General features: G+C 36.7%; 17 protein-coding genes and 2 pseudogenes. 17 read left to right on the forward strand and 2 right to left on the reverse strand.

The window, feature by feature from the left end; genetic code table 11:
• Positions 1-8 precede the first annotated feature (8 nt).
• The 9 genes from glpO (at position 9) to AC4BB5_RS04390 (ending at position 8,209) form a co-directional block, all read left to right on the forward strand.
• Positions 9-1,844: a type 1 glycerol-3-phosphate oxidase gene (gene glpO, locus AC4BB5_RS04350; RefSeq protein ID WP_490458170.1), complete on the forward strand. Its 1,836-nt coding sequence runs from the start codon at positions 9-11 to the stop codon at positions 1,842-1,844.
• A gap of 1 nt (position 1,845) precedes the next feature.
• Positions 1,846-2,565 carry an MIP/aquaporin family protein gene (locus AC4BB5_RS04355; RefSeq protein ID WP_490458171.1) on the forward strand — a complete coding sequence of 240 codons (720 nt, stop codon included), beginning with the start codon at positions 1,846-1,848 and terminating at the stop codon, positions 2,563-2,565.
• 364 nt (positions 2,566-2,929) lie between these two features.
• Positions 2,930-4,654, forward strand: a complete 1,725-nt coding sequence (locus tag AC4BB5_RS04360; RefSeq protein WP_490458172.1) for a Na/Pi cotransporter family protein — start codon at positions 2,930-2,932, stop codon at positions 4,652-4,654.
• 477 nt (positions 4,655-5,131) lie between these two features.
• On the forward strand, positions 5,132-5,527 hold the full coding sequence (locus tag AC4BB5_RS04365; RefSeq protein WP_490458173.1) for a hypothetical protein: 396 nt from the start codon (positions 5,132-5,134) through the stop codon (positions 5,525-5,527).
• Positions 5,514-5,789 carry a hypothetical protein gene (locus AC4BB5_RS04370; RefSeq protein ID WP_490458174.1) on the forward strand — a complete coding sequence of 92 codons (276 nt, stop codon included), beginning with the start codon at positions 5,514-5,516 and terminating at the stop codon, positions 5,787-5,789. Before AC4BB5_RS04365 ends, AC4BB5_RS04370 begins: the two co-directional genes overlap by 14 nt.
• 155 nt (positions 5,790-5,944) lie before the next feature.
• Positions 5,945-6,325 (forward strand): hypothetical protein, encoded by a 381-nt coding sequence (locus tag AC4BB5_RS04375; protein WP_490458175.1) that lies wholly within the window; start codon positions 5,945-5,947, stop codon positions 6,323-6,325.
• A gap of 27 nt (positions 6,326-6,352) precedes the next feature.
• The gene (locus AC4BB5_RS04380) at positions 6,353-7,591 is read left to right on the forward strand and encodes an alpha/beta hydrolase family protein (RefSeq protein WP_490458176.1); all 1,239 of its coding nucleotides are present in this window, start codon (positions 6,353-6,355) and stop codon (positions 7,589-7,591) included.
• A 21-nt stretch (positions 7,592-7,612) separates the two neighbouring features.
• Positions 7,613-7,927, forward strand: a complete 315-nt coding sequence (locus AC4BB5_RS04385; protein ID WP_490458177.1) for a hypothetical protein — start codon at positions 7,613-7,615, stop codon at positions 7,925-7,927.
• 18 nt (positions 7,928-7,945) lie between these two features.
• On the forward strand, positions 7,946-8,209 hold the full coding sequence (locus AC4BB5_RS04390; protein ID WP_490458178.1) for a hypothetical protein: 264 nt from the start codon (positions 7,946-7,948) through the stop codon (positions 8,207-8,209).
• Between the two features lie 54 nt (positions 8,210-8,263).
• On the opposite strand, the pseudogene AC4BB5_RS04395 reads toward AC4BB5_RS04390, so the two are convergent.
• Positions 8,264-8,377: pseudogene (locus tag AC4BB5_RS04395) on the reverse strand (IS3 family transposase); the annotation flags it as partial.
• A 33-nt stretch (positions 8,378-8,410) separates the two neighbouring features.
• Positions 8,411-8,953, reverse strand: a complete 543-nt coding sequence (locus AC4BB5_RS04400) for an AAA family ATPase (protein WP_490458179.1) — start codon at positions 8,951-8,953, stop codon at positions 8,411-8,413.
• 120 nt (positions 8,954-9,073) lie between these two features.
• Here AC4BB5_RS04400 and AC4BB5_RS04405 point away from each other — a divergent pair, with 120 nt between their 5' ends.
• The 8 genes and pseudogenes from AC4BB5_RS04405 (at position 9,074) to AC4BB5_RS04440 (ending at position 15,401) form a co-directional block, all read left to right on the forward strand.
• Positions 9,074-10,006 carry an alpha/beta fold hydrolase gene (locus tag AC4BB5_RS04405; RefSeq protein ID WP_490458180.1) on the forward strand — a complete coding sequence of 311 codons (933 nt, stop codon included), beginning with the start codon at positions 9,074-9,076 and terminating at the stop codon, positions 10,004-10,006.
• Positions 10,007-10,125: 119 nt separating this feature from the next.
• Complete coding sequence (locus AC4BB5_RS04410) at positions 10,126-10,665, forward strand: 5-formyltetrahydrofolate cyclo-ligase (RefSeq protein WP_490458181.1); 540 nt, start codon at positions 10,126-10,128, stop codon at positions 10,663-10,665.
• Between the two features lie 9 nt (positions 10,666-10,674).
• Positions 10,675-11,385, forward strand: coding sequence for a rhomboid family intramembrane serine protease (locus AC4BB5_RS04415; protein WP_490458182.1), 711 nt, complete (start codon positions 10,675-10,677; stop codon positions 11,383-11,385).
• Between the two features lie 16 nt (positions 11,386-11,401).
• The gene (locus AC4BB5_RS04420; RefSeq protein ID WP_010760500.1) at positions 11,402-11,620 is read left to right on the forward strand and encodes a YqgQ family protein; all 219 of its coding nucleotides are present in this window, start codon (positions 11,402-11,404) and stop codon (positions 11,618-11,620) included.
• Entirely contained in the window at positions 11,621-12,592 is a 972-nt protein-coding gene (locus AC4BB5_RS04425; RefSeq protein WP_490458183.1) for an ROK family glucokinase, read from the forward strand.
• Between the two features lie 15 nt (positions 12,593-12,607).
• Positions 12,608-13,006, forward strand: a complete 399-nt coding sequence (locus tag AC4BB5_RS04430; RefSeq protein ID WP_490458184.1) for a rhodanese-like domain-containing protein — start codon at positions 12,608-12,610, stop codon at positions 13,004-13,006.
• 136 nt (positions 13,007-13,142) lie between these two features.
• A pseudogene (locus AC4BB5_RS04435) lies at positions 13,143-13,502 on the forward strand (DUF488 domain-containing protein).
• 33 nt (positions 13,503-13,535) lie between these two features.
• Positions 13,536-15,401, forward strand: coding sequence for an FAD/NAD(P)-binding protein (locus AC4BB5_RS04440; protein ID WP_490458185.1), 1,866 nt, complete (start codon positions 13,536-13,538; stop codon positions 15,399-15,401).
• Positions 15,402-15,509 lie beyond the last annotated feature (108 nt).

Below are 15,509 nucleotides of genomic sequence, written 5' to 3' on the forward strand. Positions count from 1 at the left end.
TGAGTAGTATGTCATTTTCAATCAAAACAAGACAAACATCTATTGAAAAGATGAAGTCTGAAGAATTAGATTTATTGATCATTGGTGGCGGTATTACAGGTGCGGGGGTTGCCTTGCAAGCAAGTGCTGCTGGTATGAAAACAGGTTTGATCGAGATGCAGGACTTTGCGGAAGGGACTTCTTCCCGCTCAACGAAATTAGTCCATGGCGGGATTCGTTATTTGAAAAATTTTGATGTGGAAGTTGTTGCAGACACAGTACAAGAACGTGCAGTTGTACAAGCGATTGCGCCTCATATTCCCAAACCTGATCCAATGCTTTTACCCATTTATGATGAGCCAAAGGCGACATTTAATATGTTCTCTGTCAAAGTGGCAATGGATTTATATGACCGCTTAGCAAATGTGATCGGAACAAAATATGAGAACTATACACTGACAAAAGAAGAAGTGATGGAAAGAGAACCTCAATTGAAAAGCGAAGGATTACAAGGTGGCGGCGTCTATTTAGATTTTAGAAATAATGATGCTCGGCTTGTAATCGAAAATATCAAGCGAGCGGCTTTTGATGGTGGGCTGATGGTTAGTAAAGTCAAAGCAGTGGGCTTTATTCAAAATGATCAAGGCAAAATCATTGGCGTAAAAGCAGAAGATTTATTGACCGGTGAACAATTTGAAATCAAGGCCAAAGTTGTTATCAATACGACGGGACCTTGGTCAGATAAAGTTCGTGGTTTGGATATGAAAGAAAAGCTAGTGCCGCAATTGCGTCCAACAAAAGGTGTCCATCTTGTTGTAGATAGTAGCAAATTGTATGTACCGCAACCGACTTATTTTGATACAGGCAAACATGATGGGCGGATGGTTTTCGTTGTTCCTAGAGAAAAGAAAACTTATTTTGGCACAACAGACACAGATTATACTGGAGATTATGAACATCCTACCGTTACCCAAGAAGATGTCGATTACTTGCTAGAAATCGTCAATAGTCATTATCCTAAAGCCAATGTGACGATTGATGATATCGAAGCAAGCTGGGCTGGACTTAGACCGTTGATTTCAGAAAACGGTGGATCAGATTACAACGGTGGCAATAATGGCAAAGTCTCTGATGAAAGTTTTAATCAAGTCATCGAAATTGTTGATAAGTATAAAAATCAGCAAGCAACTCGTTTTGATGTAGAAAATGTCTTGAATCATTTAGAAGATTCACTGGCTGAAAGTAAAGAAAATCCGTCAGCCGTTTCACGTGGTAGTTTGCTAGAACGTTCAGATGATGGCTTATTAACATTGTCAGGTGGTAAGATCACGGATTACCGTAAGATGGCAGAAGGAGCTTTGAAAGAAATTCAACGTATTTTGAAAGAAGAATTTAATTGCGCATTTGAGTTGATTGATTCTAAAACATATCCTGTTTCAGGTGGAAATCTTGATGCAGCAAACGTGGAGACTGAATTAAATGATCTTGCAGCATTAGGTGTAGAAAAAGGGTTGAGTCAAGAATCAGCAGAATATCTTGCTCATCTTTATGGCTCAAACGTGACGGAACTTTTTGAAAAAATCGAAACCACTGAACCTGTAACGGGTTTAAGTTTAACTGAAACTTTAGCGTTACATTATGCTTTAGATAATGAAATGGTGCTGACACCTGCAGATTATCTTGTACGTAGAACAAATCATCTGCTCTTTATGAGAGATACGCTAGATGAAGTCAAACAAGGAGTAATTTCAGAAATGAGTCATTATTATCACTGGTCCAACGAACAAAAAGAACGCTATACAAATGAACTAAATCAATTAATTGCAGAATCTGACTTGAGTACATTGAAAGAAGGGAAGAAGTAAAATGGATACTTCAAATATGACACAGATTTTCAGTGAGTTTTTAGGGACAATGATTTTGATTCTTTTAGGAGATGGTGTCTGTGCGGCAGTTAATTTAAAGAAAAGTAAAGCGGAAGCATCTGGTTGGATCGTGATTGCTTTTGGTTGGGCTATGGGGGTAACGATTGCCGTTTATGTTGCAGGATATATGGGACCTGCACACTTGAATCCAGCGGTGACAATCGCAATGGCGATGACGGGAAGTTTTGAATGGAGTTTAGTTGTACCGTTTATTGTAGCACAAGTGCTTGGGGCAATCGTCGGAGCGGTGTTAGTTTGGTTGGCTTATCTGCCTCATTGGCAAGCGACTGAAGATCAAGGGGCGATTTTAGGAACATTTGCTACAGGACCCGCTATTCGGAATTATCCAGCTAATATGGTGACAGAAGTGATTGGTACCTTTGTTTTAGTCTTGGGATTACTTTCATTTTCACAACACAGTTTTACAGATGGTTTAAATCCATTAGTTGTTGGAGCGTTGATTTTATCGATTGGTTTGTCTTTAGGTGGACCTACAGGATATGCAATCAATCCAGCACGTGATTTTGGCCCTCGTTTAGCACATCAATTATTACCGATTTCAACAAAAGGGGACTCTGATTGGGGTTATTCATGGGTACCAATTATTGGACCTGTCATCGGAGCAGCTGTTGCTTCTGGTGTTTATATGATGATGGTTTGATTTTTATCGTAAGTTTAGGTGTTGAAAGTGATCACTTTCAACACTTTTTTTGTTTTGTCTGGTGAATTGATTAAGACCTAACTAATTTTCTTATGAAAAAAATACATATTTTATTTACAAGAGGGGTGTTTTTCTGTACTCTTAAATGAGGTTGATGTGATAACGTGTATCACAGTCATGTTTTCCTATTATTCGTCGATGCTAAACGGCTCATTCGACTTTTACCATATCTAGCTTCATGGGCTAGCTCCTCGGAAAAAAGATAAAACCTGAATGTGACAAAGAGCATCACAGTCATGTTTTCCTATTTTTCTGTCGGAGCTAAATGAGCCCACTACGCTTTTAAAATAAAGGAGGAACAGGTGTGTCCTATCAAGAAATATTATTTCCTTTTCTCGGAGGATTAGGGATTTTTCTATTTGGTATGAAGTATATGGGAGATGGTCTGCAAAAATCTGCAGGGGATTCGTTACGGGAAATTTTGAACACCTTTACATCTACACCGCTGAGGTCTGTGTTGGCAGGTTTGATCGTTACGGCCATTATTCAAAGTAGTTCGGGAACGACAGTTTTGACGGTGGGACTGGTTAGTGTCGGATTCATGTCTTTACGCCAGGCAATCGGGGTGATTATGGGGGCAAATGTCGGAACGACAGTAACAGCTTTTATCATCGGATTTAACTTAAGTTCGTATTCGTTACCGATTATCGGTGTAGGTTCTATTTTACTGTTCTTTTCAAAAAGAGAACGGATCAATAATGTGGGACAAATTTTGTTTGGCTTTGGTTGCTTATTTTATGGACTAAAATTAATGGGTGAAGGAATGGCGCCGTTGAGCACATTGCCTCAATTTGCAGATTTAATGGTAGATGTTTCTCATTATCCTATTTTAGGGGTAGGAATCGGCACCTTACTTACGATGGTGTTGCAAAGTTCCAGTGCAACGATCGGAATTTTACAACAATTGTATAGTCAAGGGAGCTTAGCAATCGGCGCAGTATTGCCAATTTTGTTTGGGGACAATATCGGCACAACCATCACTGCTGTGATTGCAGCGTTAGGCGTCAGTGTCGCTGCGAAGCGGACAGCGGCTTCTCACGTAATCTTTAATCTAGTTGGTGCGATTATTTTTACGACGTTACTGACGCCGTTTACAGCGGTTGTGGTACGTATTTCTACCTTGTTGGATTTAAAACCAGCAATGCAGATTGCGGTTGCTCATGGTTTATTCAATATTTCTAATTTATTGATCCAATTTTGGTTTATCGGAAAAATCGAATGGCTTGTGCGGAAAATCATCCCTGGTAAAGATAAAAGCATTGATTTTAAACCATCAAACCTAAATGAATCAATCATTCAAAATTCTGCTACATTAGCCTTAAATCAAGCAAAAATCGAACTACTGCAAATGGGCGAATATGTTTTAGGCGCTTTTGAAGCAACGAAATCATATTATGAGAAACAAGACAGTATCGACAAAGAAAATGCAAGTCAATACGAGACTGCGATCAATGATACAGATAATCGTTTGACTGAATACTTGGTTCAACTTTCGGCAACGGAATTAACGATTTCTGAAAGTCATGAGCAAACGATGATGTTAGAGTTAACAAAGGATTTAGAAAGAATTGGCGATCATTGCCGAAATATTATTCAAAACCTGAACGAAGCGATCCATCTTGAAAAGAAACAAAAAGCTAAAGAGAAAAAAGCGGGTAAAGTTTCTGATCGCGCCACGTTGATTTTATATGATGAAGATGTGGTAGACTTATTTGAAAAAGTGTTAAAAAATATTCGTGATTCTTTGGTTGTTTTTGAAAATGATGACAAAGAAATGGCAGCTCATATGTTAAGTCGGGAAGAGCAGATCGACCAAATGGTCAAACTGCTTCGCAAAAAGTATATTTTCATCATGAATAGTGGGAAAGGTCGAGCAGCTGATGGAGTGTTGTTTATCGACATAGCATCTAACTTGGAACGAATGAGTGACCGCACGATCCATATGGCTAAGTATGTCTTAGGAGAACGCTATGGAACAGAAGAAATTGTAGTGGATCAATCGGTGAATCCTGTGATTACATTACAATAAAAGAAAAATACCCCCTTTATGACGAGGTTTAAATGAGCGAGGGATCAATAAAGTTAGACTTTTGGAGTGGAGAAATTCACTCCTTTTTTTATTGATATAGATACTAATTTCAAGTGTTAAATTGTTTGTTATGGGGTCTAGGGAAATTTCCTTTAGGCTTTTTTGAGCGTGCCAGATACTAGAGAAAAAAGAATAGTCGGTCTAAATATCATAAATATTCTCATTCTCCTGCTAATATTTAATCAAAAAAACAAGTAGCCGCTTATAAAAATACTTGTTTGAAGTTCATCAGTATCAGTTCGTCAAATACTGATGAACTTTAAACGCCCATTTTGCGACGGATTCCCTAGTAGAAGACATAATTTATCAATTAATTTGTGGTAAAGTAAAAAAATGATGTCAGGAATAGAATGTTTATGATACCATAATTGTACATGGTGTTAAAAAAATATTTCTTATATAGAAAAGGCGGATAGTATGAATAAAAAAGTAATTCTTGTTTTAGGAATTATTATTACTTTAGGTTTAATAATTGGAGGGAGATACTATATGGAAATCAAAAAAATTGAGCAAAGAGAGTTAGAGGCCAAGAAAGAAATCGCATTATTTATAGTTCAGAATTATAAAGAGATAAAAGAGATTGAATTTGGAGAATTTTCACAAATAAAAGAAACAGGTTCTTGGCATATAGTTGCAACTGTCAATTCAAATTCAGTTGTCCAATTTGATTTAAAGACATTAGAAAAGAAGGATGATTTTCATTTAGCTTATAATGAAAATGATTTTCATTTAGAAAAGAGAGCAAAAAAAAACATTTCTATAGATTTAATTAATGTCAATGTGAATTATGGAGGAGAGTATGGCAACAGATAAAGATTATAATTATTTAGCAGATAAAGCTTATAGTATTGATGTTGAAAGAGAAAAAAAAGAAGGTCGAATACCTGTTAAAGAGGGACAAATTTTCGAAGATGAAAACTTGTCTCAAAAATACAAAGTCCTAAAAGCAGAAGACAACACAGAAAATGGCATGCAAGCCATGGCAGTAGCACCAGTGGATAATGCTGGAAATATAGATACCTCACAAGTCGTTATCGCCTATGCAGGTACGAATTGTTCTATTTTCAAAGACTGAATGACTCGTTTGAGAAGAATTCCCTAGTAGAAGACATAATTTATCAATTAATTTTCGTTAAATCAAAAAAATTGATGTAAGGAATAGAATGTTTATGATACGCTAACTGTACATAGCGTTATAAAAAAGTTTCATATATAGAAAAGGCGGATATTATGAATAAAAAAGTAGTTCTTATTTTAGGAATTATACTTATCTTATGTTTAGCAATTGGAGGGAAGATTTATATGGATAAAAAAGAATTAGATCAAAAAGTAGAAGATAATATATCAAAGGAGTTCTCAGAAAGGTATCTAGATCCGGAAGATAAAGAAATAAAAGAAATCACATTTTATAAAGCACCAACAAACCAATCGGATGCAACAGGAAATAGAAATTACTTTTTCTATATAAATAATAATTCTAAATGGAAAGTTGGAGCATCTGTAAAAATTAAACAAAAAGAAATATGGGCTTTTGGTAGTGATGATATAGAACTGAATCAAAAAGAAGAATCGAAAAAAGTCGAAAAACTTAAAGTGAACTATTACAAATAAAAAGAATAAATGGGAGAGGAGTAGGATATGATTAGTGAAGAGGATTATAATAGATTATCGGATATATCGTATTGGATAGACTCAAAAAAAGATGATGTACCATTTCATCCCAAAATGGGCACAACTTTAAATCCAGCAGATATAAAAGGTTTGTCTCAAAAATACAAAATCTTAAAAATCGAAGACAACACAGAAAATGGCATGCAAGCCATGGCAGTAGCACCAGTGGATAATGCTGGAAATATAGATACCTCACAAGTCGTTATCGCCTATGCAGGTACGAATTTTTCTGATGCTAAAGATCGTGCAACTGATTTACAAACAGTTGCTGGAGGAGATAAACAGTTAGCTGTAAATCCCTACCTTGAAACTGCCGGCCAAGCAATCACTGCCCAAGATTTTGCAGATATTATATCAGAAAAATATCCTAATGCTATTATTACGACCACAGGTCATTCTTTAGGAGAATATCTGGCATTAATGATTGCAGCAGAAAATGAGTGGCGGAATGTGGGATTTAATGGTCCAGATCCTTACGGCATATTATCTGCTGACGCAAAAAAATGGATCAAAAATAATCCAGGGATGCTAACCAATTATCGTAATCGTGGAGATAATGCGATTGGTAATTTAATGGGAAATGGAACTGGAGCGGAAATTAAAGTCAGTCTTGAAATGGGACTAGATAATCCGTTAACGTATCATAGTTTAAGCGTATGGAAATTTGATAATAAAGGGAATTTAATCATTCCTAATAATAAATACAATAAAGAGGCGATGAGACAACAGGCAGAACGTGTATTAATGACACAATTTGTTGCAAGTATGTATGCTTTGAAAGCTCTTGAAGCGCGGTTTAGATCCAGCGGTGGAGGGGTATCAGTAAATGAACAATTTTATCTTGATGCGAGTCAGGCTAATTCTGTGGTAGAAACAGCTTCGCGTTCATTGAAACTGGCAATGGCTAACGTGATCCTTCTCTACCAAGAAGCAATAGAGGATGCTGAAAAATTATGGAATGATGGTTTAACTAAAGCAAGAGGTAGTGCGTCTAAATTAAGTGAATCTGAAATTGAAAAAGCATTATCAAGTGTTGGTACTACTCAATCAACTGTGATTAGTGATCCCAGTGAAGAATACAGAGAGAAAATAAATGAAGCAAAAGAAATCGGCGAAAGTTTTGATACAGTAGCAAATGAAATCAAAGGGCAAATAGACCTTGTCCTTAAAAAAGATCAAGAGTTAGCCCAACAATTAAAGGTCTGATATAGAAGTGGGGTGTTATTCTTGGATGAAGAGAAGCTGAAAATAAATTATACTAAAGCACGTCAAGAATTGGAAGAACAAGAGCAACACATCAAGGCATATCGAAAAAAAGGAGAACAACTTTTCGAGGAGTCACGGAAATCCTTATATCATTACCTGCATGATTTTGCTATAGATAATGAACCAATGAATCAAGCGCTACGAGAATTTGCACATAGAGAAGAAGAATACCTTCACATATTAAGTGAAGAACGTAAGGCAATTATACAAAAGCAAGAGGATGCTGACGAAAAATATTATAGAGACCTCCGAAAGTTGGTAGAAGAAAATAAATAAAGTGATAGGAGTTAAAACATGTTAGAGATGCTGAATGATCTCTTAAAAAAAATTGAAAAAGAGAATCAAAAAACGAATGTTCGAGCAATAGGAATGGCGACATTGCAACAAAGTAACAGTAAAAAAAATAAGGTTAAAACAGAAGGCAAAACTACATTAGAAGAAGCAAAGACTTCAATTTCTCAAACAACTACTGGGTTACAAGGAGCAGTAAAAGGACAGTTTGGGAAGAAGATCACTGAAACGTTTGAGAAGCAAAAACAAAAATTGGATGCCTACTAAGTTACTCAAAGAGGTTGGGACAAACTGATGTGCGCCCTAAAAGTTGTACGTAGATTAACCTGTCATTCGACTGGTATGAATTCGGTATTGAACCGGACTCATACCAGTCAATTTTGCTTTTATCCGATGAGGATTGTAATAGGAAATATACTGACAAAAGTTAGGTTTTTGATTTATTTTTTTTGGGGAGACTTCTAGTTATTAAGGGGTATTTTTTAGGCTATCCATGATCGCTTGATATAATTCTTCTAAAGATTGATTACTATCGAGCTTTAAAATGGGACTTTTAGATTGAGCAATTTGATGGTTATGCTCAGCAAATGTCCCAACATCTGAAGGAGTTTGAGCAGTATAATATGTTTTGCACCACTCTAAAAAGTCATTGGTTTGGTGTCCTTGTTCACCTAACCAAAGGGAGCTAATACCGCCTCTAGCTATTTCTCTTGTTATTAAACGCTCAAAGCGCTGTTTATCGTCTAGTCTAAGAAAAACGAGTAGATCGCGATCAATAAAGCCTGTAGGATTCCATGAGAATACAGAACCAGAAACAACAAAACGATCGAACTCGCTTCGATCATTTTGATACATCTTTAGCCGCTGTTGGATTGGACGAGTTTCTAAAAAAGTTTCATCTTGCCAAAGGTAGCAATCAGTATCGATCCATTTAATATGTTCTTTTTCGGCAATATATTTTGCTAAAGTACTTTTACCTGTTCCTGAGGCCCCTATAAGTTGAATTTTCATGTTTTCCCCTTTCGAAGAGTTATAAAAGAAACAATACTTAAAAAGAAAATGCACATTTGACTATTTCATTTACTAAGAATACTTTATAATAAATACTATCAATTGAGAAGAGGGAAGAATATGAAACACAACACTTTTTTGTCATCAGATCGAAAAACAACCAGTCATTTTATCTGCTGGGAGCCCCAAGGAGAGGCGATTGGAACCGTTCAAATCATTCACGGAATGGCGGAGTATATTGAGCGTTATCATAATTTTGCCCAATATTTGAACGAATTGGGCTTTGTTGTAGTAGGGCACGACCATTTAGGACATGGGCAGTCTGTCGCAAGTGATGAGCCAAGACAGGGCTATTTTGGAGAAATCGAACCGATAACACTTGTATTGGAAGATATAGATCAAATCAAAGAGTGGATCGAAAGTAATTATCCAGATTTACCTCATTTTATGTTAGGACACAGCATGGGCTCGTTTGCTTTACGTAATTATTTACAACTATATAAATCTGATCTTAGCGGTGCTATTTTTATGGGAACTGGCAAAAATGCTTCAATGTTGCCATTAGCTCTTACACTAACGAAAATATTGAACAGAACGGCCCCGGAAAAGCAAAATAAATGGCTGGATCATATGGCGTTTGGTTCTTTTAGCAAGCAATTTCCAGAAGTGGGTAATTTCAATTGGTTAAGTAAGAATCAAGAAAATGTAAGACACTATGAAGAGGATCCATTAACTGGTTTTACGTTCACTAATAATGGTTTTTATACATTATTCCGTTTAGTTAACGGAGCAAATTGTAATGGTTGGGCGCAAAATATCGACCAAGATTTACCGATTTTAGTGATCAGTGGCGAACAAGATCCAGTAGGAGATTATGGTAAAGGCCCTAGAAAAGTTGCAAAAGAACTAGATGAGGCAGGAATCAGAGACGTGTCACTTGTTTTGTTTACTGATTTACGTCATGAAATTTTATTGGAAGACGAAAAAAACGAGGTTTATAAAGCGATTGATAATTGGTTGCAAAAAAGACTAAATCTAGACGTAAAAGACTAGAAATCTGTTTGCTATTTAATGGTTTTTTCTATAAACTACAAAGTAAGGTTAAAAAGATCGAGGAGTAAAAAAATAAAGTGATTTATTGTGGGGAATTTTTCTAATCAGGAGGGTTGATTGTGGAAAAAACACGATTAAGAAAACTAGGATTGGCAAACTTAAAATGGCTTCAAAAACATCCAGAATTAAAAGCGCAAAAAGAACAGAAAATTAGCCAAACACTGTTTAATGATCCTTGTTGGAAAAATGCGGAAACGATCGCAATCACTAAACCACTTGCTTTTGAATTTGATACGCATATTTTACTTAATAGAGGTTGGCAAGAAGGTAAGCAAATGCTGATGCCAATCACGGGTAAGAATCGAGCACTGACATTTCATATCATAACTTCTGAAACTGTTTTTGAAAAAACAACATTTGGTGTGGAAGAACCGCGAGATGCAGATGCAGTCTCTGAGGAAGCAATCGACTTAATCGTTGTCCCGGGAATCGTCTTTACGCATGAGGGGTTTCGAATTGGATTTGGCGGAGGATTTTATGATCGTTTTCTAGAACATTATCAAGGGGAAACTTGCAGTTTGGTATTCAGTGAACAGATTCAAGAAAATTGGCGGGCAGAGGCTTTTGATTTGCCTGTAAATCGATTATTTATCAGCTAGGAGGAACACATGAATTATCAAACACAGATGAAAATAAAAAGAATATTGAAACAGCCACTAGTGACCTATCTGTTACTGGGGATCACGACGATTGTTTTTCTAGGGATGGAGTTGACTGGTGGGTCAGAAAACGGTCAAGTTTTAGTTAACTGGGGAGCGATGTCACGAGGCGAGATCCTTTATTTACATGAATACTGGCGCTTCTTTACCCCGATGTTTTTACATATCGGCTGGTTGCATTTTGTAGTGAATATGGTAACACTGTATTACGTAGGATCTCAAGTGGAAAGCATTTATGGTCATTGGCGCTATCTTTTGATTTATTTGTTGAGTGGTGTGGCTGGAAATATTGTTAGCTTTACCTTTGGTTCACCAAATAGTATTTCTGCGGGTGCTAGTACATCATTGTTTGGACTATTTGGCGCGTTTATTATTCTTGGTCGTCACTTTAGAAATAATCCGGCAATTTCATTTATGGTTCAACGCTATGCAACCTTTATTGGAATCAACTTGATTTTTAACTTGTTTAGCAGTTCTGTAGATATCATGGGACATATTGGCGGCCTAATAGGCGGGCTTTTAGTCGCGTCTACTTTAGCTGTGCCAGATCGTTCTGATGAGTTCAATATCCATGAACGAATCATTTCCGGAATCATTTTCGTGTTTTTGTTAGGTGTTTGTCTAGTCTTGGGTTTTAAAAAATTCGGTTTACTTGTATAATAGGGAAGTGCATTTAATGGAAACGCTATATGATGTGCAACAATTATTTAAACAATTCGGCATTTACATTTATGTAGGTGCCAGAATTTATGATATCGAGTTGATGATGATCGAATTGAAAAATATTTATGAAGGTCACTTGATTGATCGAGACACGTATCTCCATGCGAGAAGTGTTTTGCAAAGAGAACATCGAATTGAAGAAAGCAGAGCGACTGAGAAAGGAACCGAGTAAATGGATAAGAAATTGATTGGGATTGATTTAGGCGGAACAACGATTAAGTTTGCGATTTTAACAACTGATGGAGATGTTCAGCAAAAGTGGAGTATTGAAACTAATATTCTGGATGAGGGTCGCCATATTGTGCCGGATATCATTGAATCAATCAATCACCGGATTTCTCTTTATGAGATGAAGCATGAGGATTTTATCGGAATCGGTATGGGCACGCCAGGTAGTGTAGATATTGAGAAGGGCACAGTAGTTGGTGCCTATAATCTTAACTGGACAAAAAAACAAAATGTAAAAGCACAAATTGAAGAAGCAACTAATATTCCTTTTGTTTTAGATAATGATGCGAATGTTGCCGCTTTAGGTGAACGCTGGAAAGGTGCTGGCGAAAATAATCCAGACGTTGTTTTCATCACACTTGGTACGGGTGTTGGCGGTGGGATTATTGCGGAAGGTAATTTATTACATGGTGTTAATGGTTGTGCCGGAGAAATTGGGCATGTAACGGTCGATCCTGGTGGCTTTGAATGTACTTGTGGCAAACGTGGCTGTCTAGAAACTGTTTCTAGCGCTACAGGTGTGGTGCGGGTTGCTCGTCATATGTCAGAAGAATACGCAGGTGATTCTCAGCTAAAACAAGCAATCGATGATGGACAAGATGTTTCAAGTAAAGATGTCTTTGACTATGCACAAGCAGATGATCCATTTGCTTTAATGGTGGTTGATCGTGTGTGTTACTTCTTAGGTCTTGCAATCGGTAATGTCGGCAATACATTGAATCCATCAAGTGTTGTCATTGGCGGTGGTGTTTCTGCGGCGGGAGAATTTTTACGTAGTCGCGTTCAAACATATTTTGAAGAATTTACTTTCCCAGAAGTTCGTAACAGCACACAAGTCAAACTGGCTCAGTTAGGCAATGAAGCTGGTGTTATCGGTGCTGCTTCACTGGCGTTACAATTTATGGAGAAAGAGTAAGAAAGGGATTTTGGAATGAACGTTTTATGGATTATCAACGGAGTTTTATTGACAATTTTACTAGCAATGGGAATCAATGAGTTATATCTTAGAATCATGGCAAAACGCTCTGCCAAAACGATCACGGAAGAAGAATTTAAAGAAGGCATGAGAAAAGCTCAAATCATTGATGTCCGTGAAAAAGACTCATTCGATGCAGGTCATATTCTTGGCGCGCGCAACATGCCATATACAACAATCAAAACAACGATGAATTCAATTCGTAAGGATCAACCTGTTTATATTTATGATCAAAAAAAATCATTAAGTATTCGTACTGCTAATCAATTACGCAAAAATGGTTATAAAGATCTTTATATTTTAAAAGGTGGCTATGAAGGCTGGACCGGAAAAACGAAAAAGAAAAATGCTTAATCAATAAAGCACAGAGAGATAGACGATGGTTCAAAATTGGACAACGTTTACTTCTCTGTGCTTTTTCTTCTAGAGAAAAATCGTAAATCGTTTCTTTTTTTATTAATTAGGATAAAATATAGATGAGGTGATTAGTATGATTCAAATCAAAAGAGCCTACAAAAAAGCTAAGGATGCTGACGGCTATCGAATACTAATTGATCGTCTGTGGCCCAGAGGTATGTCCAAAGAAAAAGAACAGTTGGATTTGTAGTTGAAAGAAATCGCACCTAGTAATGAGCTTAGGAAATGGTTTAATCATGACCCAGATAAATTCCCTGTATTTAAAGAAAAATATCTAATTGAATTACAACTGGGTGAAACGAAGGATGCACTTCAAAAACTTATTCACTTGATGGAAAAACATCCAGTGCTTACACTAGTCTATGGGGCCAAGGATGAGGTACACAATAATGCTGTTGTACTTCAGAAAATTTTAGAAAAAATAAATCAATGAATGAAAAGAGAATAAACTGAAAGGAGGAATTTTATGAAAATAGCGATTGTTGGTGGTGGGCCTCGAGGACTTTCAGTTTTTGAGAGAATCGTTGAATGGTCAAGAGAAGAGCAGGTAATTCAGATCACAATGTTCGATCCTTATGGTCCAGGGGGGAAAGTATGGCGAGAAGATCAACCCTTGTCCTTATTAATGAATTCTGTTGCCTCTCATGTCACTTTATTTACAGATGAAACAATGAGTACAAAAGGTCCTGTGGCTAAGGGGCCTAATCTGTATGAATGGGCTCAAAGTGAAGCAACTGAGTTTATTAAAAAACATAATGTTGAAAACAGATCAAAATTACTTGAAGAGTGTGGTAACTTAGGTCCAAATGATCATTGTTCACGCGTTTTTTATGGTTTATATCAAAAATGGTTTTATGAATATGTGCAGACTAGAATGACTGAGCAGACATCTGTAAAATTTTTTAAAGATACCGTTCGAGCTGTAAAAATGCAGGAGGATAAATTTTTAGTTTATACAAAAGCAGTGGAAACAACCGTAGACACAGTCATTTTAGCATTAGGTCATCAAGAAAATGAACTAATTGGTAAAGAGAAAGAGTTGGCTGCTTTTGCAAGTGATCATCGACTTTTTTACTCTTCTCCTAAAAATGCAGCGGATGCTTACCTTGAGGCAATTACAGAGAACACACCTGTTTTGATTAGAGGATTAGGCTTGGTTTTCTATGATTATCTCACTTTGCTGACAAGTGATCGTGGTGGAGAGTTTACAGAAAAAGATGGAGAGTTGATTTATCTTCCTTCTGGCAAAGAACCTAAAATCATTGTTGGATCTGGTCGCGGCATTCCTTATCATGCTAGAGGTATCAATCAAAAAGGCTACGGAGAGGAATACCAACCACGATTTCTAAAAGAAAAAAGCTTGAATAAGTTTAAGAGAAAAGGCAAATTTTCTGCGGAACAGTTTTTTGAACTCTTAAAAAAAGAAGTAGAGTTTGCTTATTATTCGGCATTGATCGTTGCGGAATATCCTTATGTGAATCAGACGCGTTTTAATGAAGAGTTTATTCGTACAAGAGGCGAGGATTCGATTCTTGTAAAATATGGCATTCAAAAAAAATATTTTTGGGATTGGTCTATTATTCAACAACCAGAGAAAGCTGTAAGAGAAGGTGATTCTTTTCAAGCATTTATTGTTGATTATTTAAATTGGGATTTTGAAGAGGCAAAAAAAGGTACGATATCCGGACCTTTTGCAGCAGCGTTGGATAGTTTAAAAGATTTGCGAGATGAAGTTCGTTTTATGCAAGATCATGAACTGTTTTCAAATGATGAGTATAAAACATGGCTGTGGGATTGGTTCACTCCCTTGAATGCTTTTTTATCGATTGGCCCTCCTTTAGAAAGAATTGCGGAACTTAAAGCGTTGATCAATGCTGGGGTCGTGACGCTTCTCGGACCGAAAATGGAGGTAGTAACAGAAGCGGGTCGGTTTGTTGGTTTTTCTAAAAACTATCCATTGCAAAAATTCAAAACCCACTTTTTGATAGAAGCTAGATTGCCAAAAACAGCCAATCAATTTAGTTTGAATCCTCTGGTTCAACAGCTTTTAAGAGATGGAATGGCAAGCTTACATCAATTGAAATTAGAAACGGGCGATATCTATTTTACTGGTGCACTTGCAGTGGAGTCAAAGACGAATCAGATGCAATCGCAATCAAAAAAAGTAATTACTGGATTATTTTGTTATGGGATTCCAACCGAAGGGGTTCATTGGTTAACTGCGGCTACTTCTAGACCGGGAACGGATCCTTGGAATTTAAGAGAAGCTGATCTAATTGCTAGAAGCATTTTTGAAGGCAAAATAAACACAAGAGAAAACAACAAAGAGTGAAACGCTGTTTTCTCTTGTGTTTTCAGATGAGCTGCCTGGCTTAGTTGATTTTTCGTTTGTCTAGCGACATAAACCAACTCATCGGAAAAAAGATAAAATCTGTTCGTG

Source organism: Enterococcus sp. AMC1252 (genome assembly GCF_058216515.1).